Here is a 25,938-nt window from a genome sequence, read left to right as displayed (position 1 = left end):
CGGAATACCGATGAATGAGGATAGGCATCTTCTGAGCAGCTTGCAGAAGATGTCTTTTTGATTTGTTTACATGCCAATAAATGCAATTCTTAACGAAAGTCAGGTGACGATTTTGTAATACAACTGTAACAAAAGTGGCTTCTGAATCCCTTGTCAGGCAAGGACTTGCAGGATATTACAATAAATACCTGCGCACAGGTTACAAAATTGTGATATGATGCTTTGCGAGCCGAACACATGTTGTGGCGGGGGACGCTTTCTTGATTCTGCTAAAGCAAATGAAACAGCTTTTCATAGAATCTTGGGGTGAATCAATGGCGCTAATCTAATGCAAGCCAAGCGCCTAGACGGGAACTCCTTACCCGAATCCGACAACTAACCCCGAAGGCGTAAATCAAGGAGGTACTTATTTTTATGAAAAAAAGACTACTTGTAACGGTTACCGGCGTGCTGCTGAGTGTAGCAACTGTGCTTGCTATACTGCCTGTGTATGCATCCTCGGATGAGCCAGAGGGTAGTGCAAATTCGTTTTATACGGTGGCACAAGAATATAAGCTTGGCATGGAATCATTGCTTGCAGATCATCCGATGATCGCAGCGAAGGATACAGTAGGCGGCATTGAAATGTCGATGCCAGCTCCAACCAAGGAGTTTCAGGCCTTGAATCCTTTGCATGCGGCTTCTGTACAAGCAGAAGGACAGGCTTCTAGTGAAGAAGCAAAACCAGCAACTGAAGCAAAGGCTGCCAAGAGCGCAGCAGCAACACCCGTCAATAAGCCTAAAAAGAACGTGCCTAAGAATGTTATTACCATTAATGGCCGAGACATGAAATATGCGAAGAAGCTATCCATGAAAGCAACGGCATACACGGCCCATCCTAGTGAGAATGGTCCATGGGGCGCGGTCGATGCACTTGGAAATGACCTTAAGCTTGGTACGGTAGCTGTAGATCCAGATGTGATTCCACTTGGAACGAAGCTCTTTGTAACCGGCTATCAATTCCGTCATCTTCCTGAAGGAGGATATGTTGCTGTAGCGTCGGATACAGGCAGCAAGATTAAGAAAAAGCGTATCGATCTGTTTGTTCCAGTTAGCAAAAAGGTTGGCTCAACCTTTGGCGTGCAGCAGATTGAAGTATATGTGTTGAAGTAATAAGGAGACCTGAATGCTGACAGACCTAATCGTTGATCGATTAGGTCTGTTTCATGTATATTTTCATTTTATTGCTCGCGCTTTTGCTGCTGATCATGGAGCAGTTCAGGCAATGTGACGAAGTGATAATCCTGTGCGCGCAGCTGCTTGATAATGGAGGGTAACGCATGAATCGTATTTTGCAGGTATTCCCGCTTGCCATTGCCGCCTGCATGCTGAAGAACGATCGAACCAGAGGAGACGGTGGACATGACATTATCTTCGACGGCTTTCGTTGAAATGCCGCGCCAATCATTAGAGTCAACATCCCAGTTTACGACGATGTAACCGTGATCCCCAGCCCATTTTAACTGCTCCTCCGTGATTTCTCCAAAGGGAGGGCGGAAGAAACGAGGCTTATACCCTGCCAAAGCTTCAATGATATCCTCTGTATCTTTGAGCTGATTAATAAACTTAGGCATCTCTGCCTTTGTCAGCAAGGGATGGCTGTAGGTATGATTGCCTAAAGTATGCCCTTCAGCGACGATCCGCTTGACTAGCTCGGGATGAGCCTTAGCCCGGTATCCAACTAGGAAAAACGTGGCCTTCACGTTCATTTCCTTTAAAATATCGAGCACGACAGGAGTAACCGTATTGTCGGGAACATCGTCAAATGTCAACGCGACTTTTTTCTCCGAGGCCGATCCTCGCATCTTGAATATGTCGGGATAGCGAATCCGAAGCTCTGGCAAGGAAAGCTTGCGTTCCTTCGTCATCGTCTGCGCGTGGAGCTGTTTGCGATGCTCCTTGTGAGTGTGACGATTCTGCTTCGTCTGCTGGCCAGATTGATGATTCGTATGACGATTGGATTGCTGAAGCTTCTGCCGTTTTTTTAATTGTGAATGATTCGCCTCTTGAAGCTGCTGCTGTTTCTTTTCTGCATGCAGGGTGAATTTCAGTTTCTTGTCTCCCTCAGCCTGTGGTGATTGTCTCGTATGCTTTGAAGGAGCAACTTGTATCATTTCATGATGAGAGGAAGCATCGATTGGAGATGAGTTCGTCCAATTTGCCTGCTCAGGCAGAGCTGGCAGTGCCTTCTTAGGTTCCGTGACGGCAGTGTGGCACCCACCGAGGAGCGAGACAATTATGCATATCATGATCAGCTTGAAGGATTGCCGCATCATAAGTCTCCTTTCCTGCATAGGAATGATACCCTTGTTATGTCCCTATATGGAATGAAATATGCTTGGCTTACATCCCAAGGGAATTCCTTGCTTCCAGTTCCTCGATTGAAAGGAAGAAATGAGCAATCTTCTAGTGATTTCATGTAAGAATAGAAAACCTTTCTAAATTTCTGATAACTTTCGTACACTGTATCAAAAGTTTTCAGTCTTTGTGATAATGGTCACAGTTAACCCTATGTGTACATGACATAGTTATAGTTGTAAACCTCACAAAGGGAGAATGACTGTGCACACTATTGTTTCCAATGAACGCATCTCAGAAGGCATTTATCTTATGACGGTAGAAGGTCAATTTCAAGCGCGCATGGGTCAATTCTTCATGCTTCGTGCTTGGGATCGGGAACCTATTTTGTCCCGCCCTATCAGTATTTTTAATGTGGAAGAGAACGCAATCCAATTCTTGTACAAGGTTGCTGGCGAAGGTACGCGAATGTTTGCTAGACTGCGTGCCCAGGATCAAATTCAGCTGGAAGGTCCTTTCGGCAATGGATTTCCGGAAGTGACAGGCAAGACAGCATTGGTTGGCGGCGGTATCGGTGTAGCTCCGCTGTTGTACACGGCAAAGCAGTTAAAGGACAAGCCAGATATATATCTTGGCTTCCGTGGTCAATCCTATTTGACTGAAATGTACGAGCCATATGCCAATGAGCTCAATGTTACGGTTAACGGAAACCTTCTAGAAGATTTGGATTTGGCCAAATACGACCAAGTGTTTGTATGTGGTCCACTCGGTATGATGAAGGCTGTAGCGTTAAAAGGCGAGGGGTTGGACACCGATATTTATGTATCCTTCGAAAAACGAATGGCTTGCGGTATTGGAGCATGCTATGTCTGCTCTGTGATGAACAAGGAGAAAAATAAAAAGGTTTGTTCGGACGGACCTGTATTTCATGCGCAGGAGGTGGAGTGGCATGCGGAACTTAGCTTGTAAGGTTGCTGGCATTCCTTTTAACAATCCAATCATTATGGCATCTGGAACATTCGGCTTTGGCCGAGAGTTTGCCAAGCTGTATGACATCAATATATTAGGCGGAATATCATCGAAGGGCTTAACACTTCACCCGCGCCGCGGCAATACAGGGACTCGCATGGTGGAGACCGCAGGCGGGATGCTGAATAGTGTAGGCCTGGAGAACCCTGGCATTGATGCATTTTTACAAGAAGAGATGAAGTTCTGGGAAACCATTGAGCCTGTGAAGATTGTGAATCTGGGCGGCAGCAATATCGAAGAGTACGTGCAAGGTGCACTTAAGATTACGCAGGATGCGGATGAGCGCCATAAGAACAAAAAGAAAGCTGTAGACATGGTTGAGCTGAATATCTCCTGCCCGAATGTAAAAGAAGGCGGGATTGCCTTCGGCATCAAAACCGCTGTTGCAAGAGAAGTGATTCGTGAGGTTCGTCAAGTGACCTCGCTGCCGTTAGCGGTAAAACTATCGCCGCAAGCAGAGGATATCGTGGAGATGGCCGTCATGTGCGAGGAGGAAGGGGCAGAGAGCATCTCGCTTGTTAATACCTTCTCTGGCATGAAGATTGATATTCATGACCGCAAGAGCATGTTCAACAACATGTATGCAGGCTTGTCGGGCCCATGCATTAAGCCGATCGCCCTGCGGATGGTGCATCAGGTAGCCAAGGCGGTTAGCGTTCCTGTGATCGGTATGGGAGGCATCTCGAATGCTTCCGATATCATTGAGTTCATTATGGCGGGCGCTGAAGTCGTCCAAGTAGGGACGTACAACTTTATGAATCTGCGGGCAGGCGAAGAATTGCTGGCGGGGCTGCAAAGCTTTATGGAGCTTGAAAACATCCAAAGCCTTGATGAGATTAGAGGAATCATCTAGCATGAGCAGCTGGAAGGTTCCCGAACAGGCTATTCAATGCAGGGTCACTGCGATTGGTCGAGACTGGCTTATTGTCTTAACAGGCGGAGACAAGGAATCGGATCATCATATTGGAGCGATCTCGACGATTTATCGCGACTTGGAGACTGAAGAGCCGCAAGTGATGACACAGTCCATTCCAGGACATAAAGAGCATCTTCTAACGGAGGATATGGCTCAGGAAGCTGCACAAGTGCTGAACGGAAATATTACCATTATCGCTGGCGTTCACTTTGATCATCTGAAGAAGGAACAGATTGCAGAGGTGGTCGATGCATCCTGGCAGGTGTTTCGAAGTACTCTTTACAAGCATTTAAATCACAACTGACCGTTAAAAGTCGAAGGAATAAACACCGTTGAGTAATCGAGAGCCGTTTTCGTATGCATGCGAAGACGGCCTTTTTTATTTGGGACATAAAAAATAGACATGCAAAAAGAAGACATACAATTGCTTGGAATTAAGCGCTAAGAGGGCAAAGGCGCTCTTGAATCCACAACAACATTTACTTAATGGGGTTAAATATGGCGGTGGCTTGCAAGATGCCTTGATTATTCAATCGATAGTTAAATGTTCAATCATCATACGTCTATACAATATACGTCTTTACACATGTTAGTTGGAATACCACGCCCCTGAGCCACTTTCCAGCAGAATGCCGCCATTAGGCGCTCCTCCAAGGTATCAAAGGTGAAGCTAAGATCCATCTCCTCATTTGGTTCACAAGCATCAGTTCTCGCTAGAAGGACTTGGGACGGTATCAAGCTGACATGTCCTGCTGCTTCGATACTAACGGCTATGCTGCCGCTTTACATATCTTTTAAAAAAGAGCAATATGGATTAAGATACAAAAATGAAACTCGCTTGTTTTTGATTCGTATTATACTAGCAATAACCGTTATTATGGTGTTGATATCTGAGGAGGTAGTGACGAAATGTCTTTGTTCAAACGTTTAAGAGATGTGACGATGTCGAATTTATATGCACTGATTGATAAGGCGGAAGATCCAATCAAGATGACGGATCAATATTTGCGTGATATGCAAGAGGATCTGGAAGAGGCGGAGCGTGCAGTCGCACAGCAGATCGCTATAGAGAAGCGTTTCAAGCAGCAATACGAAGAGCAGGAAGCACTGGTGAAGAAACGTGAGGAGCAAGCGCATATTGCAGTTGGCGCTGGCAATCTTGATCTTGCGCGCCGTGCGCTTGAAGAGAAGAAAGCGGCAGAGCAGAAGATGGCTGAGTTCAAGATCAATTATGATCAGAATAAAGAATCTGCAGACAATCTTCGCAATAAGCTTAATGAGATGCGCAAGCAATACACGGATATGAAAAACAAACGTGAAACGCTTGTTGCGCGCTACAATGCTGCCAAGGCTCAAAATGAAATCAACAAAACAATGTCTGGCTTCAGCTCCGACACTGCAACAGCTGGTCTTAAGCGCATGGAAGAGAAGATGCTTCAGATGGAAGCACAGGCGGATGCGAGCAATGAGCTTGTGGGCAAGAATTCCTCGCTTGATGATGAGTTTGCTAAGCTTGGCTCCAGCAGAGAGGTTGAAGATGAGCTTGCTGCTATTATGAAGAAGGTACAAGAAGAGAAATCCGGGAATTAATCCGGATCTTCACACATAAGTCTGTAGATAGCATGAAGAAAAGACGCTTGCGCCAGCAAGCGTCTTTATTCGACGGCACATCGCTGCTCGCAGCGTGTACAGCTGTATTGACACATAGGAGGATATAAGGTGGATCAATTAAATGTAACCTTGCAAAATGTGCAAGCCATTGGAGTGTGGACAGGAATCAGTGTAGTGCTGCTGTTCATTTTAATGTTTGTAGACTCCATTTTTACGTCTTACAACGATATGCGCGAGATGAAAAAAGGGAATGTGGCTGTCACCACAAGATTCGTGATGAAGCTGTTCGCACAAGGCTATATCCTCTCAACTTCCATTCGAGTTGCTTACAGCTTGGGAGAGGCATTAATTTATTCCGTAATTGCCTTTATTATTTTGCTCATTATTGAATGGTTGGTTCGCCTCATCCTGCGTGTGATGTTCAACTTGAATCTCGAGGAAGGCACGAAGAACGGAATGATGTCCCACGCCTTGCTCGCAGGCTCCTTGCACGTCGTAGGAGCATTTATTATCGCAGCTTGCTTATAAAGCAAGGGGAAAGAAGGGAGTGATCAGGCATGAGTCTATGGAAACGAATGCGCAAGATCATAGAGAAGCCAGAGCCACCCAAGCCAGAGAAGACGCCAATTAGCTTAATGCCTGGCGACATCGTTGAAGTATCGCTTGTGACATACGAGATTATTGGACGTACGGAATGGAGGGTTCGCTCCTCTGTATGGCTGACGCTTCGAGATGGGGCGCAGATGAAATATTTGCGAATTGAAAAAAGAGAACAGCTGTATTACACGTTGTTCGATTCCATCGACGGCAGATTGGATGCTGTAGATGAAGTTCCGACTGAGATTGAATTGGATGGAACCTGGTTCTACTTAGAGGATCAGTATAACGGTCAAGTGATGGTAACGGGGCAGACTCCATTCGGCACTGCAGGCGAGCAATATGTATGGGATTACCAAGCGGATAATCGGAAGCTCTTGCGCATTGAGTGGCAGGATGGCCGATTCCAGCTATATGAAGGGGAATCGATTCTGGCTCCTGACGTTCGAGTCATGAGACAATCGTAAATCTGTATAAAAACCATGAAGAATAAATCCTTGTATTGGATTAAATGCCTGCTTGTTGTAACACTCATCTTCCCTCTGCTCGCCGCTTGTGGGCAGGTGAATATTGCCGAACAGTTCCCGCTTGAATCGGTTACCGAGGATGGCAATCAGACTTCATATGTATACCGCGCTGAAAAGACGACAGTCCCTGAGGCTGCGAAGCTGCTCGCTGACAAGCAGCGTCCGGAGCAGATATCCAAGGAAGACACCGAGCGGATGTTCCTTGTCTATTCGAATCAGATCATTCAGATCCAGCAGGATCAGGAATTCCCGGAGGATTCTCTGATTGAAGTTGCTTCGAAGGAATACGTTCAGAAGAACTATGACCGCAGCTTCCTTGAGATGTATCTTACCTATAAGATCGTAGACAGCATGTTCGATTCGCTTAAAAGCATCGGCAAATACAGAGGCTATTCGGACCGAAAAACATACACGCCAGCTAAGCCATATCACGCTCCGACCAAGGAGGATCTGAAGAAGGCGCCGCCGATTACGGTCGATAAAAAGGGTTCGATCTTTAAACGCGGCTCAAGCAAGGATTCCACCGTTGGCAGCGGAGGCAGCATATTCAATCGAACGCCTTCCAATTCCAAAGGCAGCATAAGCCGGGATAAATCAGGAACAAGCGTGAAGAAGCCGACAATTAAAAAGCAAAAACCGCCAAAGACTAGAGTAGGGAAAGGCAGTGTGTTCCGAAGAGGACGAAGGTAACCTTAACAGGATATAATGGAAGGACCATGTGCTGTTTATAGCAGATGGTCCTTTTTTACGCTCACCTAATGGCGTTGACTTAAATGATGTTCAATCGGCCTTCAAGCTGTCTTCCTGAAGAACGATGAATAACGGTTATTCCACTCAGCGATCTATCGCCTCAGACATAGTCTTGTCTGTGAGATGAGCATAGATCTCCGTTGTCTCGGTCGAGGCATGACCAAGCTGCTCTTTTGTCTTGTAAATATCATTTTGCAGATAGTAATCGGTAGCAAAGGAATGACGCAGCTTATGAACGGTTAATGATGGCTTGCCGAAGGCTTTGGCATACTTGATAATCATGGCCTGCATGGCACGCTTAGTCATCCTTTTTCCTTCTTTCTCCCCATTTTTTATCGCAAGGAAAAAGGCCTTTTCGCGCTTTGGCGTAGGGTATCGGGCGGCGCGAAGCTCCAAATAAGCTTGAATATCCTCTTTTGCACGCTCTCTGAAGTAGACGGGTGTCTTAAAGGTCTCGTCCTGATTGCCCTTTCTAGAGACATAGAGCATGCGATTATTCATATCCACATCATCCATGTTCAGATTAACGACCTCACTCACACGCAGACCGGAATTCAAGATCAAGCTCACAATCGCAGCATCGCGAATCGCGTTATGCTCATGAGCATACAAGGCTTGCTTGTTATCTGACACATCCGCAGCATACCCCGTCCGCACATAATCAACGAAGTCGAACAGCTCATCTTCCTCCAGCAGCTTTCCTTTGAGCTTCGCTGCTGTATCCTTAGGCTTATGCACCCGCTTGATCTCAATTTTGGCCATAATATTGCGTTTTAGCAGCGGATAGAAGTTCTCATCCTCTGCGATTTGGCTTAAATAATGAAAGAGCGAGCGCAGAGAGGACAGCTTGCGTGAAAGGGTGATTCTGCTGTTCTTCTGTTCCTTATAGGTTGTTAAGTAGATACGGTACGCCGTTACTTGCTCCATTCGAAGGGACTCAAGCTGCTCCAATGTAACGGAGTGGATATCCGGTCCTGTGCTGATTCCCTCTTGGATCAGCCAGTCGAAGAAAATCTCATAATCTCTGATGTATTCAAGAAGCGTGGATGGCGACAAATCAGGAAGCTTATATTCAATAAATTGCTGGACGTACCAAGGCATCGTTGGGAGCTTCTGATCGACTTGTAATCGATCCTTCTGTTTTTGTATCGTCATGAGAGAACAACCCCCTATACAAATAATTAATTATATTAAATATATATGAAGCTAATTATAATTTATCCTATTCACTGAGAATGCGGCTCAAATTCTTATTTTATCATATTTTCAAAGAATAAAGGTTTCCTTTTACCCTTAGAAAGCTTAAACTATAGAGATGCAATTCATCATGAAAGGCTGCGACAGATCATTATGAATCAGACACACACGTGGAAGCAAAAAGTGAAGATGATGCTTCACATCCTGTTACCGATCTTTATTACGCAGGTCGCCATGCAATTTATGGTGTTCTTTGATACCGTAATGTCCGGTAACTTCAATAAGGAGAATCTAGCAGGCGTCGCCATTGGCGCAAGCCTGTGGACTCCGGTCTATACAGGGGTATCCGGCATTTTTCTCGGAGTGACCCCCATAGTAGCGCAAGCACTAGGTGCTCGCAAGAAGGATCGTATTGCCTCAAGCGTGATTCAGTCCGGATACTTGGCAGTGGCATTTGGCTTTGTGTTGATCCTGGCAGGGGCCTTTGCGATTGAACCCATCCTTCAAGCGATGAGCCTTGAGCCGGATGTAGCTGAGGTTGCCACTCATTATTTGCACTATCTCGGCATCGGGGTTGTGCCTGTGCTGATCTATACGGTATTGAGAGCTAGTATAGACGGACTTGGACAAACACGCGTAACGATGTTTATTACGCTGCTGTCCTTTCCCATTAATGTCCTGCTTAACTACATGCTCATCTTCGGCAAGTTTGGATTCCCGGCGCTGGGTGGCGCAGGCTCCGGGCTCGCAACATCGATTACGTATATCATCATTATGCTGATTGCGATCTGGTTTATGAAGCAAAATGATGGCATGCGTGAGCTGGGCATGCTGTCCATGTTCGAAAAAATCAACTGGCTGACGTGGAAGGAAGTTCTTCGCATCGGAACACCCATTGGCTTATCCATCTTTTTTGAGGTTAGCATCTTCGCAATCGTGACGCTTCTGATGAGCAATTATGATACGATTACGATTGCCTCACATCAAGCGGCGATGAACTTTGCTTCACTCCTGTATATGCTGCCGCTTAGTGTAGCCATGAGCTTGACGATTCTAGTTGGATTTGAAGTTGGGGCGAAGCGTTATGAGGATGCCAAACAATATGCTCGGCTAGGAATTGGCTCGGCAATCGGACTTTCGGCATTATGTGCGGTCTTATTATTCTTGTTCTCGTCCGATGTCGCTGCGCTCTATAATCCCGAGCCTGAGGTCAGAGCGCTCACCCAAACCTTCTTGTTCTATGCGATCTTCTTCCAGTTGTCAGATGCGATCGCTGCCCCCATTCAAGGGACTTTAAGAGGGTATAAGGATGTTAATGCGGTGTTTATTATTGCCTTCATCTCTTATTGGGTAATCGGGCTTCCAACCGGGTATGCCCTTGCTGAATTTACGGATCTGGACGCTTACGGATACTGGATTGGCTTGATCGTGGGGTTGGCATTCGGTGCAGTGGGCTTGTTCGCAAGGCTGGCTGTCATTGAACGAAAAGCAAAGCAAGGAACCTTGAAGGAAGCTTAAGATCACTTGAATGAATCATGATCGACAATACGAAGAGGCAGTCCCAAGTGGAATTGGGGCTGCCTCTTTAATGATATACAGAGATAGTCAAGCATGCTGTACGATGATGTCTGCATACACACTTCCAACAGCTGCAGCACGTATGGAGCAAGAGAACATTCCATGCATTCTATGTGCCGAGCTTAACCAATTAAGACAAGAAGCGCTTGCGGATCTCAGGAGTTGGCAGGGCGCAGCTGTCCTTTTTTCCAAACCATTGATAGCGATGGGAGGCAACATAGTTATACACGGCGTCCCGAATCGGCCTTGGCACGAGCAAGAAGATGGTGCACAGCTTCCAGAAGCCCTTCAAGCGCTTGCAGATTCTTAGTGCAGCCGACGATTTCAGGTACACCTCGTGATGCTGAATATAGACAAAACTATCCAGCTTGGAAGGCAGACCATAGTCATGAAGCAGAGATTGCCCAATCGCGCTTTGCTGGGAGGCAAAGGAAAATACAGCTTCCGGATCACGCTTGATAATAAATTGGACGCTTTTATCGCAAAAATTACATTCTCCATCAAACAATATAATATGGGCCATTGATCTTCCTCCTGTCAGCAGTCAGCATGCTCTTACGATTATTTTATCATAGTAAGCGAGGATCATTTGCAGCTTCGTATAAGGATTTCCTTGTTTTGAATGATCATATATTGTACAAATTAGCTATAAGGAAGCGCACCCTTACGACATATTTCGAGTTCATGGTAATCTGAAGGCGATCATGATTCTTCCGAATAATTTAGACGGCCTATTAGATGATGATTAGGTGATAGGTGATTCTTGAATAAATAAATATTAAATATTATATATCTGCTGGAGGTGCAGCTTATTGGCCGCTTATTGCACACAAGATGTCGGGTTGATTCAATCCCTTATGAACAAGATTCCGTCAGGGGAGCTACAACTGATTCTAAAGGGGAAATGGCCTGCTGAGATTTACGTCGATGATTTAGTTGAGCCGCGCGCTGCGGTTGTGTGGGACTTGGGGCGCTCCTTTTACTGTGCGGGTGACCACCATCAAACATCGTTCCTGCAATCAGTTGGGTCTATGATCCTGAATCATTGCTTCGAGATGATGAAGGGAAGCCACAAGTTGGACTTTACGCTTCGATACGATGATCCTGCATGGGAAGAGGCGATTCAAGAGCAGCTGTGTCCAGATCGCCGCTTAGCCGTTCTGCTTCGGCGCTATTATACCATTGATGCTCAAAAGCATGCTGGAGTAGAGGGGGCGTGTCCCGAAGGCTTCAGCATCGAGCAGGTGACAGCGGAGCTGTATCATAGCCTGCAAGAAGACCAGAGGGAACTGCTTACAACAATGTTCAATGACCATCATATCTCATGTGAGCAGTGGCTTCAAGGGGAGGGCTTTGGCTATTGTGCACTGAATGAAGGGGGAGATGTCGTTAGTGCTTGTCTAACAGACTTTATTGATGGAACATGTTGTGAACTGGGCATTGAGACGGCAGAAGCTTATCGGAGAAAAGGGCTGGCAACTGCTGTAGCTTACGCATCAGTCTCCCATGGACTGGAGTGCGGCATACAGCTTATCGGCTGGAACTGCTGGGATGAGAATGAGGGCTCCTACCGGACAGTAGAACGTATTGGTGGCGTGCTCCGACGCCGTTATCCAGTAATGACTGGCTGGTTCAATGCTTTCGATCATCACTTGGTACAGGCCTATCGAGATTGGAATGATGAGCAGTACAGCCATGCGGCAAGGCAGTATGATGAAGCGCTCATTCGATACTGTAGCCAGAATGACGATGACGATAAAGACGATGAGCTGGAATACTCTTACTTGTTGAAGACGATTCCGATCGGCTGGTTGTTTTTTAACGCAGCAAGAGCTCATGCGAGGATTGGCGAAACGCAGAAGGGTTGTGCATATCTGAATGAAGCCATCCGTATCGGCTGGATTACTTGGGAGAAAGCGCTGGAGGATGAAGCCTTTCAGGGCTGGCAGCAGAACCCGAGGATTCTTGCTCAGCGGCAAGCGTAGAAGAGCTGCCGCCTTCCTGCTTCTTTGTGCTTGTCTGATTGATGAATAGCTCTTACAGCAACCGAGAAACTGTGCTGTAGGAGCTTTTTTTATGAGTATGTTAATCTTGTGCTGGAGAAGATGGTATTGCATCTGGAACACTCATTTGCTAAAATAAAACCGTCCGGACGGTACAGTAATAAAAGAGGTGCCTTCCATGCAAAGGAGTGATCTCGTGACAATATCCAAGCGTCAGCTTATCTTAGAAGCCGCTTCAGCTATCATTATGGAGCAAGGCATTAACCATCTTACGTTAGAGCTAGTAGCTCAGCAGGCGGGCGTAAGCAAAGGCGGGCTTCTCTATCATTTTGCGAACAAGGATGAATTGATTAAAGGGTTGAATGAAATCACCATTAAAGAGTTTCGCAAACTCGTAGAGGAGGCGCACGAGGAGACGGGAAGCTATACCAAAGCATTTCTGCTAGCCACCCTTCGTCAAATCGAAGGCAAGGAGCTGCATAATGCATCTTCTAGCATGCTTGCTGCGCTCTCCACGAACAAAGAATGGATCAAGCTGTGGGATGAAGACTACCAGCGCTTCCGTGTGGAGATAGAGAAGGAAGGGATAAGCTTCGAGGTAGGGATGATTGTGCGGCTAGTCAGTGACGGCTTCTTGTATTCCCGACTATTCGAAAGCGATCCCCTTCATCTGGAAGAGGAGCAGCGAGTGTTAACCTATATTCTTGAATGGATTGATAAGGAGAAACAACAATGAGTTACTTATGGCTGGGCCTTGCGATTATCATGGAGGTATTCGGTTCCACCATGCTGAAGCTGTCGAATGGATTCAAGCGTTGGCTGCCGGTTGTAGGTTTAATAGCAGGATATGGACTTGCATTTTGGTTATTATCCTATTCTTTGAAATCCTTGCCGCTTGGCCTTGTATATGCGACATGGAGCGGCGTTGGAACGATTCTGACGGTATTGACGGGAATGTGGATCTTTAAAGAAAGAATGAATCGTCAAGCTTGGCTTGGCATGGCTATTCTAATCGTTGGCATCGTTATGCTGAATGCGACGAAGTAAAGGAAGGAAACAGAGATGTCAGGAGCCGTATTTTTAACCATATCGATTATTTTTGAAGCATTCGGAACAACCATGATGAAGTTGTCGCACGGATTTACGGTGCTTGGCCCTAGTTTAGGAGTTGCACTTGGCTTTTTGGTTTCATTTACAAGCCTTAGCTTCGCACTTAAGACGATTCCATTATCGATAGCTTATGCGACTTGGAGTGGCGTAGGGACAGCCTTGTCTGTTGCGATCGGGGTGTTGGCCTTCAATGAAAGTCTTAACTTGTTTAAGATCATTGCCATCGTTCTGATTATTGTCGGAATTACGATTATGAATCGCGCGAAGAACGATCATCAAGCGTCATCAAGCTTGGTTGAAGCAAATAGGATCTAGTGTTGATCAAGCGTCATCAAGCTTGGTTAAAGAGAACGGGATCTCGTATTTGTCAAGCCATTGTTAGATTGAAGTCTAACCATGTTACAACGAAAATAAAGTCATGGGTATGTTCAAATGATCAAGGAGCACTTCTAATGGCAATGCTGCCATGTTGGGAGCGCTCCTTTTCGTATTGCGGTCATGTTCATGATGATGGGATGCCAGCTGAAAATGTGACTCGCAGCGTGGCTGGCTTTACGGGATGCATGACAGGATGAGCCGATGCTGCTGATGAGAGATAGGAAGGAGCGGATGACGGAGCGCTACCGTTTATTGCTGCGGCACGGACAGCAGGAGTTACCCATGCTCTCGGCTTCACGCGCTTCTTTTCTCGATATGCACGAACTTCTTTGAGCATGTATTTGAACAGCATCGGGATGAAGGTGCTGGCTGCAATTGCAAGAAGATCAGACAGCAGGCTTCGCTTCACGATGGCAAACAGTGCTGGCCCGCCAACCCAATCAATCGCTAGCCCCTCCATCAGTTGATGAACGGGAACAACGACAATAACAAATTCGGATGACGGAGGAAATCGTTTGATCATGCGTATGGCTCCTCCTCATGGGCCTAGTCTGAGGTTACACCGCTCAAGTATATGTACAATCGATTTGTCCGTATTCTCCAGCACAAATGCGGAAAAAACAATAAAATTATATAAATAGGATGTATTATATATTGTAAAAAAGATAAATATGACGTATTATATGTTCAATCGAAATGGGATAAGTCAGGCATGGAGGAGGGATAACCATCGAACTAACAGGGAGACAGCTGGAGATCATTCATATCGTAAAGCGTCATGCCCCCATTACTGCAGAACAGATTGCCGAGATGCTGAACATTAGTCGGCCCACGATCCGCGGGGATCTCTCCTTGCTGGTCATGCTGGATTATTTGGCAGCCAAGCCGAAGGTAGGGTATTTTCTTGGGCAGAAGAGTGATGAGCCTCCAGTGGATGCCTCGCAGCTGCACAGTACGAAGGTAAGAGATGTGCAGGGAGTGCCTATTGTTGTAGATGTGAAGACCACGGTTCAAGATGCTGTCGTGGCGCTGTTTCTTGAGAATGTGGGGAGTCTGATTGTAACAACAGAGAACGGCACGCTGGCAGGTGTAATCTCTAGAAAAGACCTTCTCAAGGTCACACTAGGCAATCCACAGGCAGGCAGCATGCCTGTCAGCATGGTCATGACAAGACAAGCAAATGTGATTACGGTGACACCAGAGGACTCCGTGCTGGAAGCCGCCAAGAAGATGATTCATTATCATATCGACAGCTTGCCTGTCGTACAGGAGAACAGCCAACGCGAGGCTGAGCAGCTGGAAGTGGTGGGAAGAATCACGAAAACAACCATTATTAAAGTGATGCTTGAGAAGCTGGATTCGTAAAAGTAGGGGGACGGTCAATCATGGGGAATGCGTCAGGGATGATCATCGTATGCTCAGATTCAGTGGGAGAGACGGCGGAAGCTGTCGTGCGAGCGGCGATCTCACAATTTGATGCTGATGTTAAAATAAAGCGTTATATGCATGTGCGTCAGGAAGAGGATTTGCAGGCATTGATAGAGGAAGCTGCCGCGGCAGGCGGATTCGTTGCCTATACATTGGTACAGCCGGATCTGCGCGAAGCAATCAGAGAGCTTGCGATTCAGCACAATGTAAGGATTGTGGATGTAATGGGTCCGATGATCTCGGCTTTTGTAGATATGTTTGCGAAGCAGCCAAAGCTGACACCCGGATTGCTTCATCAGTTGGATGCGGATTATTTTCGCAGAGTAGAGGCGATTGAGTTCACAGTGGAGTGTGACGACGGAAAGGATCTTCAGGCGATGCACCGCGCTGATCTAGTGCTGCTTGGCGTATCCCGTACGTCGAAGACACCGCTGAGCATCTTTTTGGCACATAAAGGCTTGAAGGTCGTAAACTGTCCGATCGTTCCTGAGATGCTCCCGCCAGAACCGTTGTTTCATCTGCCTAAAAATAAAATCATTGCGTTGACGATGACAGGTGAGCATCTATGGAAGGTAAGAACAGAAAGGCTAAGAAGCATGGGATTGCCTGAGCAGTCTCGCTATGCCTCGATGGAACGAATAGCGGCGGAATTGAATTATGCAGCTGAACTCTATGAGCGGCTTGGCTGCAAAGTGGTGGATGTAACCGACAAAGCGATAGAGGAAACAGCAGGATTGATCATGGAATGGCTATAGAGTTGAGAGCTGGCTTATATCTTTTATCACTTTGATGCTATGGATCACTCATGCCGATGCTGTCTCTCATACCGATCGTTTGATTCTACGGACAGATTTCTAGAGACAGGCTGCTATTTCATAGAAAGCGAGGACGAATATATGGATCGTAAGCTGGCACTTGAAATCGTTAGAATAACAGAAGCTGGAGCAATTGCTTCATCGGCCTGGATTGGCCGCGGGGATAAGCATGGCGCAGATGAGGCTGCAACCAGCGCCATGCGGAAGATGCTGGATTCGGTCCCGATCAAGGGCACCGTTGTCATTGGCGAGGGGGAGATGGATGAGGCCCCTATGCTGTATATTGGCGAGCAGGTAGGAAGTGGATTCGGGCCGGCTGTGGATTTGGCGGTTGACCCACTTGAAGGGACAGAATCCGTTGCGAATGGATCCAATCATGGCATGAGTGTCATCGCAATCGCAGAGCGAGGCTCATTGCTTCATGCGCCTGATATGTATATGAAAAAGCTTGCTGTAGGAGCTGCGCTGGCAGGCAAGCTGAGTCTCGATGATCCGATTGATCTCACCTTGAATAAGGCTGCCCGAATTCTAAACAAACCGCTTGCTGAACTGACGGTCATGATTCTGAATCGATCACGACACCAAGATATCATTGAGGTGCTGCGCAATCATGGGGTTCGCATCCGGCTGCTTGAGCACGGTGATGTGTCTGGCGCGATGGTAACGGCTATTCCTGAGCAAGGCGTGGATATGTATATTGGCTCTGGCGGCGCGCCTGAAGGGGTGCTCGCAGCAGCCGGGCTTCGCTGCCTTGGAGGTGAGCTGCAGGGCAGACTCTGGGTTACATCTGACGAAGAGCGAAGACGCTGTGAATGGATGGGCATCTCGAATCCGGACCAGCTTCTCTGCATGGAGGATATGGTCGGTACCGGCGATGTGATCTTTGCAGCGACAGGCATTACTGACAGCGATCTCCTGCGAGGTGTTCGCGTGCTTCCCGGTGAACGCATTGAATCCCATTCTGTTATGATGCGCGCGAAGACGGGAACGATTCGCTATCTTCAAAGCGTGCATATGATGCCCAGACATTTAAAACAAGCGCTTGGTTAATGGTGTGATTCTACCTTTACACCGTGAGCGCACTTAGGGCAAGGTGTGGCGCGGTCAACGACATGCCTTTAGCATTATGGAATCATACAAACGTTCTTGCTGCGTGCAAGAGCGTTTTTTTATACAGGAAAATGGCTTGTGCTCGACCGCTGCTTATGACTGCACGTACGTCTAAATGTCTCTTTTTTCGTTCAAAGCCGCACTAACGTTATTTTGAATATCTTCGTATGAGCATACATCCGTTGGTTCATAATGAGAGGTATAAAGTCTTGAACAACGATAACGGGGAGATCAAGTTGGAAAAAGCAAAAATTAGTGTGCATCAGTTGTATGTGCTTGTCGTCTTTTACGTTGTCGTCAGTGCCATCATTATTGCATATGGAGTAGAGAATAAACAGGATGCTTGGATATCTACCCTCGTAGGAACATTAGGCGGAATTCTGCTGTTTTTGATGAATGTGAAGATCTATTCCTATTTTCCAGGCCATTCCTTTGGTGAGGTTATTCAATTCATATTCGGAAAGTGGCTGGGCAAGCTTGTCACCATTTTATACATGATCTACTTTATGTACCTATCCGCATTCGTATTGAGGGATTTCAGTGAGCTGGTACGCGTATTTGCTTATCAGAACACACCCATGCTCGTTATCAGCTCCTTTATGCTGGTGGCGATTCTATATACCGTGTATAAGGGCATAGAAGTAATAGCAAGAGTAGGGGAGATTCTGTTCACCATTCTCTCGATCGTCGCTATCGTTGGGGTTACGCTGCTGGTTAGCTCTGGGAATGTTGATGTTCACAATTTGCTTCCTGTTCTTGAGGAAGGATGGATTCCCATTCTGAAAAGCGGTTATCACTCTTCTGTATTTCCATTTGGAGAGTTAATTGCATTTATGATGGTATACCCGTATCTAGCGAGCTTAAAGGGGATAAAAAAAGCGGCAATAACCGGCATCATCGTTGGAGGCTTTATCATCGCATTTGTCATGGTCCTGAATATCACGATTATTGGCGTTGATTTGTTCACGCGGACGGAGTATCCGCTGCTGAGCACTTTCCAACTGGTTGAAGGGAAGGCCTTTTTAGAACGGATGGATTCTCTGTTTATGATTACCTCCGTGTTAGGCGGCTTCTTTCGAATCTCAATTCTGTTCTACGCGACGGTGATGTGCGCCACTTCCATCTTCAATGTGCGGAACTATCGAACGCTGGTTATTCCGATGGGAATTGTTATCTTGTTTGGCTCGGTGAATCTGGCTGGCAATTTCATTGAATTTACGGTAAACGGCATGTTTGCCTTTACCTATTATGTTCAGCCTCCAATGCTGCTTGTGATTCCATTCTTATTATTGGTCGTAGGATGGTTTCGAACTCGAAATCAATCACGTACAAATACCAACTCGACATAATGTTTGCCTCTCTAAATCAAAACTGCGTATAATAATCATTATACGCAGTTATTTCTGTTGCTTTTTTCCTTGCTTATTTCCTCAATAATCAAGGAAACCTGTCGAATTATTGCAAGTTTGTCACGGCTTATGGCCAGCTGGTGTTGTATGATGGAAGGAGGCATGCAGGGATGAGTATATCTTCATCCGTTCGTAATGAACTGGAGGAGCGTTATGAGGAACCCTTGATGGCTTTTCGAATGTGGATGGCCAACGCGGGTTACACCGCTTATACCGTGCGGAATTATATTAGCGATGTGCATCAGTTTTTATTGTTCTTGGATGGCATGCAGGTGTCTCAGGTCAAAAATTTGCAGGTGTTTGCATTCCTATCAAAGGTTAAGCAATCGGGAGTCAGTGATACGACCCGCAATCGTAAGCACTGTGCCATTATCAGCTTCTATCGAGCGCTGAATGAGCTTCAGTTCACAGAGGTGAATCCTGCTCTGCAGGTGAAAAAGTCGAAGACAGCATCGGCAAGAGCCCCGCTCTATCTGGAGCCCGAGCAGATTCGGGAATTATGCATACATATCGAAGGCAAATATCAAGAGCGCAACAAAGCCATTATTATGCTGATGGCTTATGCTGGTCTGCGTGTAGGCGAGGTGCATCGGCTGGATATTGGGAACTATCATCCAGAGCGCCGCACGCTTGAGGTGTTTGGCAAGGGGAGAAAATGGCGTACGGTCCCTCTTCCAGAGCCTGTTGCTTGGCAGCTTGAGCGAGCGCTGGAGGAGAGAATTGTTCCGTGGCGAGCTGGGGAGGAAGCGATGTTTATTTCCCAGAAGGGAAGAAGATTATCGATTCGTCATATTCAGCTCATGACAAGCGAGCTGTTCGAGCAACTTCAGCAGCTAAACGAAGGGAGCAGGCACAAGCGCTCTTATTCCTGCCACAAGCTTAGACACTCTTTTGCCACGATGCTGATTCAGAGCGGAACCGACATCCGCACTGTGCAGGAGATGCTTGGACATGCATCCATTCAGACCACGACTATCTATACTCATGTCAATGACAAGCAGAAGGAGGAAGCTGCTTCTAGACTTGCATCTTTCATGGACTTATAGGTGATATTAATAAGAACTAGAGTTGTCGCTCAAGCTTGATTCATTTAGTTACTGTACGATGAGGGGGAGTGCTTGTGAATGCTTTTCAAGCAAAGCTGCATGCGCTAATCCGTCAACCGTGGCTGAAAAAGTCACTAAAGATTGTATTTCCCATTGCAGTTATTGTGTTTGTATTTATCCAAGGCAAGAAGGAATTGTCTCAGTTCTCCATCTCCGAATCTCTTCATGCGATTCGGCTGTTGTCGAGTGAGCGATTCACGGCATTAATTATTCTTGGCATGCTTGCTGTAGCGACGATGTATGGATATGACTGGCTGCTTACTCGTTCGATCGGCAAGAAATTCCGTGCCGCCAAGATCTTTCGTACGTCCTGGATCGCCAATACCTTCAATGGCATCTTCGGCTTCGGGGGTGTCGTTGGCGTTGGTGTGCGTTCGATTCTTTACCGCGAGAATGACAAGGATGCGTCGAAGCTCCTGATTTCTCTTGCTTGGATGGCTCCATCCATGATCAGCGGGCTGAGCCTGCTGTCGATAGCCGTTCTTGTAGGGATTCTTCCGGTTCACAATGTGCTTGTAGGAAGAGGCTGGATGTGGATCGTATTGATCGTCGTTGCTTCCTTATTACCGATATATCTGGTGAGTTCAAGGTGGAAAGGGAAGCAGCATGCGAATATGGGACTGACCTTCGGCTATACGCTTGTTTCCTTTATAGAATGGGTTGCCGCTGGAACCGTGGTTTATGTCATATTACATAGCTTGCATGCGCCCGTCGCTTATATTGATGTGCTGGCTGTCTATGTCATTAGTGCGGTAGCTGGAATCGTCAGTATGGTTCCCGGAGGCTTCGGCGCATTTGACATTATGTATCTGGTTGGGATGCAATCCATCGGCGTGGAGGATCATTTGGTCTTTACCGGTCTGCTCTTGTTCCGAATTGTGTATTACTTCATACCGTTTGGACTTGGCCTAATCTTTGCTGCTTTTGAATTTGGCGGAGTGGCGGTAAAGCGATGGGAAGAGCATCCTCGAATCGGCACCTATATCGAGACGGGAAGCATCTTGTGGTTTATACAACGATCATTCTGGATGAGCTTATCGTCTTGGTCGACGACGATTCTGCTGCTGATGACCTCTTTATTTCTATTGCTGTACGGTGTGACGGTGCCTGTGCCCGGCACAAGCTTCATGTACGTCTCATGGACACATGGCTCGATATTTCCGCTGCTGAACGGAATTGTTGTAGGCTGTGCATTTTTAAATCTGATTGTGTTAAAAGGAGTATTTGAACGGACGCTGCGTGCCTATTACACGCTGCTTATCTCTCTAGCGCTGTGCACCGTTGCGACCTTTTTGCTCGGGACAAGCTTAAGGCATTCCTTATGGCTCCTCGGCATGCTGTGGTTTATGTATTTGCTGCGCAATCAATTTACCCGTGTCCGCTATCCGGTGAATCCATTTGGAACGATCATCATGACAATGGGCATTGTGCTCTTCGGCTGGCTCTACATTATAGTCGGCAATGAGCTCAGCATGCTGCACGATTCGATTCAGTTCGGCGCGTTTTTGCAATCGCAGCAGGAGTGGTTTGCTACCTTGGGAATTGCGGCCGTTGTCTTCTTGGTATTGTATATTCTGGGTTGGATGCTCTTTGAGTATCGTCAGGAGGAGACCTTCGGCAGAGCCTGGAGAGCAGCCGACAATGAGCAGTTCCGTCATGTCCAGCACGGCTGGTTGTATCTCAGCTTGTCGCAGCGAAGAGTATATGAGAGCGTGGTAGAGGGAGTATCATTTCCGCTGATCATTAAAGGACGCAGGGTGTATATACTAGGCCAACCGCTGATCGAAAAGAATAAGCGAGCTGAGGCGCTGACCGATCTATACGCCACTGCTGATCGATACGGCTACCACTTGATATTTCTTCATGTGGACACGGAATGGATGCCGATTCTTCTAGATTACGGCAATGATTTCTTCAAAATTGGAGAGAAGGCATCTCTTCAGATGGCGGGTATTATAGAGGAAGCTGTCTATGATCCGAATACGATTGAGCGATATGACTTTCCGCTTGATCAATCAGTGAAGCAGCATCTGATGAACAGCCTCTCGCAATGGCCAAACATGGATCAGCATGATCGCTATAACATGGAGCTGGCGCTAGAAATACCTTATTCGGATTATCGCTTGTTTATCTCGAAGCCGCGTAATGGACAGGTGTGGAACGGAGCTGCGATTGTTCGCATTGATCAGGTTAAGAAGAGGCTCATGATCGAGGATTTGAGAACAACTTGTTTGACGGATTCTGTTGAGCCGATAGAATCTACTGAGGTAGAGCAGCATCTTCTTCATACGTTATATCAATGGGCCCAACATCTTGGCTACTCCACGATTGAGAGCGGATTTGTGCCGTTATCTCATCTGGAGAGCAGTGTGGCTCCGATGAGCTGGACGGAACGAACCGCTATCGCGATGTATCGCCGCTTGCGAAAGGTATATATGCTGTCCAATCAACGGCATCGCTTTGAGCGCTGGAGTGGACAGGAATGGCAATCCCAGTATATCGCTTATCCTAAGCGAATGTCATTGATCTCCTTGATGTGGCGGCTTAGCGGATGGATTGGAAGATCGTATCATCGTGATCAGGCGCTTAAGCGCAAGCCAGAGAAGCTGCGGAAGCTGCGGCTCGATCAAGAGCCGACAACGTGAAAAAGCTATGAAAACTGCTGAAAAGCCCGGTAATCATCTACCGGGCCTTTTTACTTGAAAAAATCGCTTTCATCTCGCTTATGCATAGCTGTATCCTGGTGGGATCTCAAGTGTAATGGTGCTACAATAGGGCTTGTGATTAAATGTACGAATACGATGAATCCTGCAAGGAACAGCATGAGATCATGAACAGAAGGTGATAGGTAATGAAAGGAATTAAAGGAATTCTAGGATTCGCGATTCTCGTAGGATTTAACTTTGCGGGTGTGTGGGTACATAATACGCTGCATATTCCGCTTCCAGGCAATGTATTGGGCCTTGTATTATTTTTGGCCGCACTCGGATTGAAGATTATTCGATTGGAATGGGTAGAGTCTGCTGCAGACTTACTCTTGAAGCATATGCTGCTGTTTTTTATCCCTTATGTTGTCGGTATTATGGCGTTCTTTCCCGTGCTCGGCGCTCACTGGGTCAGCATTTTCGCTGGCATTATCGGAAGCACGCTTGCGGTATTGTACGTAACCGGCCTAGTAGCCAAGAAGATGCAGGGAACAGTACCAACCAAACCTGTATCCTCTAGTGTAGGAAAGGAGGAGGCAGCATGACTATCATACATCTTTCGTTTGGGGTTGCGACGACGATAATCGTGTATTTTGCAGCTAAAGCGATCCATCGCAAGGTGAGCTGGCTGCATCCGATTATTGTATGTGCAGCGGTGCTGATGAGCATGCTGTTGATCGGTGGTATTCCGCTTGAAGATTACAAGGCTGGGGCAGACCTGCTGTCTTTGTTTCTTGGCCCAGCAACCATTGCGCTTGGTGTTCCTATTTATAAGCATCGTGAGCACATCAAGGATAACTTCAAAGCCGTTATGCTCTCGATTACTTGCGGCTCCATTGTGGGGGTAGGGAGCGTAGCGGTCATCATGTTTATCTTCTCGGGTGCTCACGAGATTGCGATGAGCATGCTGCCGAAGTCTGTAAGCTCGCCAATCGCTGTAGAGATAGCGAAGTCGCTCGGAGCCGTTCCAGAGCTTGCCGCCGTGTTTACCGTATTTACCGGTCTTGTAGGAGCGCTAGCTGGTACGGCATTCCTGCGTAAAGTAGGGATCAAGGATGAGGTTTCCTTAGGGCTTGCTTTAGGGACAGCTGCACATGGCTTTGGAACAGCAAAATGCTTGTCCGATTCCGAGAAGCAGGGCAGCTTCAGCGGTCTTGCGATGGGACTCATGGGTGTTATCACATCTGTATTGTTTGCGGTCATGTTTGTCTTTATGTAATCAGGGAACTGATGAAAATAACGTTGAAAATGAATGACTTCCGATTCCGATGAGAGGTCATTTATTTTTTAAATATACAATGTGATATAATTCACATGACATACTCCAAATTTGTGATATAGTTAAGTCATCCAATAAGAGGAGTGATGAAGATGAGAACTTTCAAAACCTTCGACCAAACCAACAATGTAACGCAAAACTTCCTCCAATTCTGCTACATGTGTGATGATAAAGCAAAGTGCACGAGTGAAGCTGCATGCCGCGAATGCTGGACTAACAACAACTGCGATGCTGATCATGAGCGTCATGAAACTCGCGATATGCTGAAAGCTTACTACGCGTAAGCAGGAGAAGCTTTTCAACACCTTAATATGTGAAAAGAATAACTTTCCATATTGGCCGAATGCATCCCGTAGGGGGGAGGAAGCGAGTATCGCTTCACGATCGTTGATGTTATACCTTTGAAGAATTTAAATATCTGTTATGCGTTGAACCTCCAGAAGCTGGAGGTTATTCTTTTTGTATATTAGTTAACATAATATATATTATGTTATTATATTCAATAGGTTATTACATCTTGTGTTCGCATTGAGAGTAATGCCCGAAGGGATGGGGAAGGAACAACTTAAAAATATATAAAATTTGAAAGGATCGCACATGGCTTCAGAATTTGTCGTTCTATATTCGCAACCTTCTTATTGGTTAATGCGTTGCTCTATATGAAGGAGGGGATAAGGATGAGAAAACGAGTGAAAGCTGTTGCTTTTGGAGTTGTTGAATTTATGATTCTCATCATAACGGGACTATACATTCATCATATTGGCTGGGCAAACTTGAAGCTGATGCATGAATTACATATGACGGAACAGTCTATACTCCCGATGGAAGCTGAAGGGGAATATGTAACGAAGTTCAACGGTCATAGAGAACGCCTCAAGGAAAGGATGAAAAAAGAAGGTTGGACCTATATGGATCAGGAAGGGGCTGGTTATTTTTTTGAACAGGATGGACAAACAACGATCGTTACTGCCAAACAAATATGGAATCGCCATTACATCGTATATAAGATCACGGATCATGTGGTAGATTTGTCAGATTAAAAGACCCCACTAAGCGGTTAGTGGGGCCTTGATGTATGAACTAGAACCTTATTCACTCACAAGTCTATCCTTTACACCCTGCGTTGTAACCGTTACTTCTAGCCCATTATTCGGTCAGCAGACGAACAGCGGCTGCATTGCTTCGTACCTGAGCAGGATCCTTGCAGCCTGGAATGACACTGGTGACATTCGGATGGCGCAGGCACCAAGCGAGTGCCCATTGGGCCATGTTCGCGCCAGCAGGAACCTCCTCCTGCTGAATACGAGCCACCTCGGCAAGGGTGGCATCCAGCCCTTCGCCATTTTGCCTTGCTCTTACATCATTGCTCGCAAAGCGAGTCCCCGCTTGATACTTGCCTGACAGCAGCCCGCTTGCCAATGGCACTCTTGCGAGAACGCCCAGATCATATTTTTCACACGCTGGGAAGACTTCACGTTCTGGTCCTCTTTCAAGCCGATTATAGACAAGCTGAAGCGTGCTTGCGCCAACCTCTACGGCATGATTGACCTGATGCATGCTGTTGCTCTTATTCAAGGAGAGACCGATATGGCGAATCTTGCCGGCTTGCACCTGCTTGTCGAGCATCGTCCACAGATCTTGTTGATCGAAGGCTGTGTCTGAGCCGGAATGGAATTGGTATAGGTCAATATAGTCCGTCTTCAAAGCAAGCAATGAAGCATCCAATTGCTGTAGAACAGCATCCGCATCATAAGCATCGGTTCGGTTCAGATGAGAGTGAAACTGATGACCGAACTTGGTTGCAACAATCCAATCTTCTCGACGATCCCGCTTCAAGTAATCTCCAATAAATGCTTCTGACAGATGGTCACCATAGCATTCAGCGGTATCGATAAAATTAATGCCTTCTTCTTTGGCGGTATGTAGAATCTCGTCCACCTCTGGCTGGGTATAGTCTTTACCCCACTCGCCGCCAAATTGCCATGTGCCAACGCCTACGACTGATATGTTAAGTGCAGTCGAGCCGAGTCTGCGGTACTGCATTCCCATTGTT

General features: G+C 46.6%; 28 protein-coding genes and 1 riboswitch. Of the genes, 23 read left to right on the top strand and 5 right to left on the bottom strand.

Translation table 11 applies throughout. From position 1 onward, the window contains the following. The first annotated feature begins 217 nt into the window (after positions 1-217). A riboswitch (cyclic di-AMP (ydaO/yuaA leader) is annotated at positions 218-405 on the top strand. A 9-nt stretch (positions 406-414) separates the two neighbouring features. After that, positions 415-1,152: a 3D domain-containing protein gene (locus B9Y93_RS06575; protein WP_085493504.1), complete on the top strand. Its 738-nt coding sequence runs from the start codon at positions 415-417 to the stop codon at positions 1,150-1,152. 68 nt (positions 1,153-1,220) lie between these two features. Here B9Y93_RS06575 and B9Y93_RS06570 read toward each other — a convergent pair whose 3' ends face one another. After that, positions 1,221-2,315, bottom strand: coding sequence for a polysaccharide deacetylase family protein (locus B9Y93_RS06570; protein ID WP_085493503.1), 1,095 nt, complete (start codon positions 2,313-2,315; stop codon positions 1,221-1,223). 286 nt (positions 2,316-2,601) lie between these two features. Between B9Y93_RS06570 and B9Y93_RS06565 the strand changes: the two genes are divergently transcribed. From B9Y93_RS06565 to B9Y93_RS06535, 7 genes are all read left to right on the top strand, one after another. After that, a complete protein-coding gene (locus B9Y93_RS06565; protein WP_085493502.1) occupies positions 2,602-3,306 on the top strand; it encodes a dihydroorotate dehydrogenase electron transfer subunit in 705 nt (234 codons plus the stop codon). Beyond that, positions 3,287-4,219: a dihydroorotate dehydrogenase gene (locus B9Y93_RS06560; protein WP_085493501.1), complete on the top strand. Its 933-nt coding sequence runs from the start codon at positions 3,287-3,289 to the stop codon at positions 4,217-4,219. Before B9Y93_RS06565 ends, B9Y93_RS06560 begins: the two co-directional genes overlap by 20 nt. Position 4,220: 1 nt before the next feature. After that, positions 4,221-4,586 carry a prenylated flavin chaperone LpdD gene (gene lpdD, locus B9Y93_RS06555; protein ID WP_085493500.1) on the top strand — a complete coding sequence of 122 codons (366 nt, stop codon included), beginning with the start codon at positions 4,221-4,223 and terminating at the stop codon, positions 4,584-4,586. Between the two features lie 605 nt (positions 4,587-5,191). Continuing rightward, positions 5,192-5,872 (top strand): PspA/IM30 family protein, encoded by a 681-nt coding sequence (locus B9Y93_RS06550; protein WP_085493499.1) that lies wholly within the window; start codon positions 5,192-5,194, stop codon positions 5,870-5,872. 129 nt (positions 5,873-6,001) lie between these two features. Next, a complete protein-coding gene (locus B9Y93_RS06545) occupies positions 6,002-6,421 on the top strand; it encodes a DUF350 domain-containing protein (protein ID WP_085493498.1) in 420 nt (139 codons plus the stop codon). Positions 6,422-6,450: 29 nt separating this feature from the next. After that, a complete protein-coding gene (locus tag B9Y93_RS06540; RefSeq protein WP_085493497.1) occupies positions 6,451-6,957 on the top strand; it encodes a DUF4178 domain-containing protein in 507 nt (168 codons plus the stop codon). Positions 6,958-6,987: 30 nt separating this feature from the next. Next, positions 6,988-7,707 (top strand): DUF4247 domain-containing protein, encoded by a 720-nt coding sequence (locus B9Y93_RS06535; protein ID WP_306456749.1) that lies wholly within the window; start codon positions 6,988-6,990, stop codon positions 7,705-7,707. A gap of 144 nt (positions 7,708-7,851) precedes the next feature. On the opposite strand, the gene xerS is transcribed toward B9Y93_RS06535, so the two are convergent. Further along, positions 7,852-8,922 (bottom strand): tyrosine recombinase XerS, encoded by a 1,071-nt coding sequence (gene xerS / locus B9Y93_RS06530; protein WP_085493495.1) that lies wholly within the window; start codon positions 8,920-8,922, stop codon positions 7,852-7,854. 195 nt (positions 8,923-9,117) lie between these two features. On the opposite strand from xerS, the gene B9Y93_RS06525 reads away from it, so the two are divergent. Further along, positions 9,118-10,482: an MATE family efflux transporter gene (locus tag B9Y93_RS06525; protein ID WP_085493494.1), complete on the top strand. Its 1,365-nt coding sequence runs from the start codon at positions 9,118-9,120 to the stop codon at positions 10,480-10,482. Between the two features lie 190 nt (positions 10,483-10,672). Here B9Y93_RS06525 and B9Y93_RS06520 read toward each other — a convergent pair whose 3' ends face one another. After that, complete coding sequence (locus B9Y93_RS06520) at positions 10,673-11,065, bottom strand: thiol-disulfide oxidoreductase DCC family protein (protein ID WP_085493493.1); 393 nt, start codon at positions 11,063-11,065, stop codon at positions 10,673-10,675. A 289-nt stretch (positions 11,066-11,354) separates the two neighbouring features. Here B9Y93_RS06520 and B9Y93_RS06515 point away from each other — a divergent pair, with 289 nt between their 5' ends. From B9Y93_RS06515 to B9Y93_RS06500, 4 genes are all read left to right on the top strand, one after another. Next, positions 11,355-12,527, top strand: coding sequence for a GNAT family N-acetyltransferase (locus tag B9Y93_RS06515; RefSeq protein ID WP_085493492.1), 1,173 nt, complete (start codon positions 11,355-11,357; stop codon positions 12,525-12,527). 214 nt (positions 12,528-12,741) lie between these two features. Further along, positions 12,742-13,281: a TetR/AcrR family transcriptional regulator gene (locus B9Y93_RS06510; protein WP_170936541.1), complete on the top strand. Its 540-nt coding sequence runs from the start codon at positions 12,742-12,744 to the stop codon at positions 13,279-13,281. Beyond that, the gene (locus tag B9Y93_RS06505; protein WP_085493490.1) at positions 13,278-13,592 is read left to right on the top strand and encodes a DMT family transporter; all 315 of its coding nucleotides are present in this window, start codon (positions 13,278-13,280) and stop codon (positions 13,590-13,592) included. Before B9Y93_RS06510 ends, B9Y93_RS06505 begins: the two co-directional genes overlap by 4 nt. 15 nt (positions 13,593-13,607) lie before the next feature. After that, the gene (locus B9Y93_RS06500) at positions 13,608-13,970 is read left to right on the top strand and encodes a DMT family transporter (RefSeq protein ID WP_085493489.1); all 363 of its coding nucleotides are present in this window, start codon (positions 13,608-13,610) and stop codon (positions 13,968-13,970) included. A 187-nt stretch (positions 13,971-14,157) separates the two neighbouring features. Here the strand turns inward: B9Y93_RS06500 and B9Y93_RS06495 are convergent, their stop codons facing one another. Beyond that, positions 14,158-14,556: a hypothetical protein gene (locus B9Y93_RS06495; RefSeq protein ID WP_085493488.1), complete on the bottom strand. Its 399-nt coding sequence runs from the start codon at positions 14,554-14,556 to the stop codon at positions 14,158-14,160. 227 nt (positions 14,557-14,783) lie between these two features. On the opposite strand from B9Y93_RS06495, the gene B9Y93_RS06490 reads away from it, so the two are divergent. The 10 genes from B9Y93_RS06490 to B9Y93_RS06445 all read left to right on the top strand — a co-directional run bounded on the left by B9Y93_RS06490 (position 14,784) and on the right by B9Y93_RS06445 (position 24,925). Beyond that, a complete protein-coding gene (locus B9Y93_RS06490) occupies positions 14,784-15,398 on the top strand; it encodes a helix-turn-helix transcriptional regulator (protein ID WP_085493487.1) in 615 nt (204 codons plus the stop codon). Positions 15,399-15,418: 20 nt separating this feature from the next. Beyond that, positions 15,419-16,216 (top strand): pyruvate, water dikinase regulatory protein, encoded by a 798-nt coding sequence (locus B9Y93_RS06485; protein ID WP_085493486.1) that lies wholly within the window; start codon positions 15,419-15,421, stop codon positions 16,214-16,216. A gap of 141 nt (positions 16,217-16,357) precedes the next feature. Further along, positions 16,358-17,326 carry a class II fructose-bisphosphatase gene (gene glpX, locus B9Y93_RS06480; RefSeq protein ID WP_085493485.1) on the top strand — a complete coding sequence of 323 codons (969 nt, stop codon included), beginning with the start codon at positions 16,358-16,360 and terminating at the stop codon, positions 17,324-17,326. A 269-nt stretch (positions 17,327-17,595) separates the two neighbouring features. Continuing rightward, a complete protein-coding gene (locus tag B9Y93_RS06475; RefSeq protein WP_217809680.1) occupies positions 17,596-18,735 on the top strand; it encodes a GerAB/ArcD/ProY family transporter in 1,140 nt (379 codons plus the stop codon). A 170-nt stretch (positions 18,736-18,905) separates the two neighbouring features. Then, complete coding sequence (locus B9Y93_RS06470; RefSeq protein WP_085493483.1) at positions 18,906-19,841, top strand: tyrosine-type recombinase/integrase; 936 nt, start codon at positions 18,906-18,908, stop codon at positions 19,839-19,841. 74 nt (positions 19,842-19,915) lie between these two features. Continuing rightward, positions 19,916-22,546 carry a lysylphosphatidylglycerol synthase domain-containing protein gene (locus B9Y93_RS06465; RefSeq protein WP_085493482.1) on the top strand — a complete coding sequence of 877 codons (2,631 nt, stop codon included), beginning with the start codon at positions 19,916-19,918 and terminating at the stop codon, positions 22,544-22,546. 206 nt (positions 22,547-22,752) lie between these two features. Further along, positions 22,753-23,151, top strand: coding sequence for a CidA/LrgA family protein (locus B9Y93_RS06460; protein WP_244903301.1), 399 nt, complete (start codon positions 22,753-22,755; stop codon positions 23,149-23,151). Further along, positions 23,148-23,825 (top strand): LrgB family protein, encoded by a 678-nt coding sequence (locus tag B9Y93_RS06455; RefSeq protein WP_085493481.1) that lies wholly within the window; start codon positions 23,148-23,150, stop codon positions 23,823-23,825. The genes B9Y93_RS06460 and B9Y93_RS06455 overlap by 4 nt, the downstream gene beginning before the upstream one ends. Positions 23,826-23,977: 152 nt before the next feature. Next, positions 23,978-24,169, top strand: a complete 192-nt coding sequence (locus B9Y93_RS06450; RefSeq protein WP_085493480.1) for a hypothetical protein — start codon at positions 23,978-23,980, stop codon at positions 24,167-24,169. Between the two features lie 393 nt (positions 24,170-24,562). Next, positions 24,563-24,925 carry a hypothetical protein gene (locus B9Y93_RS06445; RefSeq protein WP_085493479.1) on the top strand — a complete coding sequence of 121 codons (363 nt, stop codon included), beginning with the start codon at positions 24,563-24,565 and terminating at the stop codon, positions 24,923-24,925. A 106-nt stretch (positions 24,926-25,031) separates the two neighbouring features. Here B9Y93_RS06445 and B9Y93_RS06440 read toward each other — a convergent pair whose 3' ends face one another. After that, on the bottom strand, positions 25,032-25,928 hold the full coding sequence (locus B9Y93_RS06440) for an aldo/keto reductase (protein ID WP_085493994.1): 897 nt from the start codon (positions 25,926-25,928) through the stop codon (positions 25,032-25,034). Positions 25,929-25,938: the final 10 nt, after the last annotated feature.

The sequence above is a fragment of the Paenibacillus aquistagni genome (assembly GCF_900177815.1).
GTDB classification, from domain to species: Bacteria; Bacillota; Bacilli; order Paenibacillales; family Paenibacillaceae; genus Paenibacillus_B; species Paenibacillus_B aquistagni.
The sequence above is the reverse complement of the archived record's forward strand: the minus strand, read 5'-3'. Positions and strand labels throughout refer to the sequence as shown.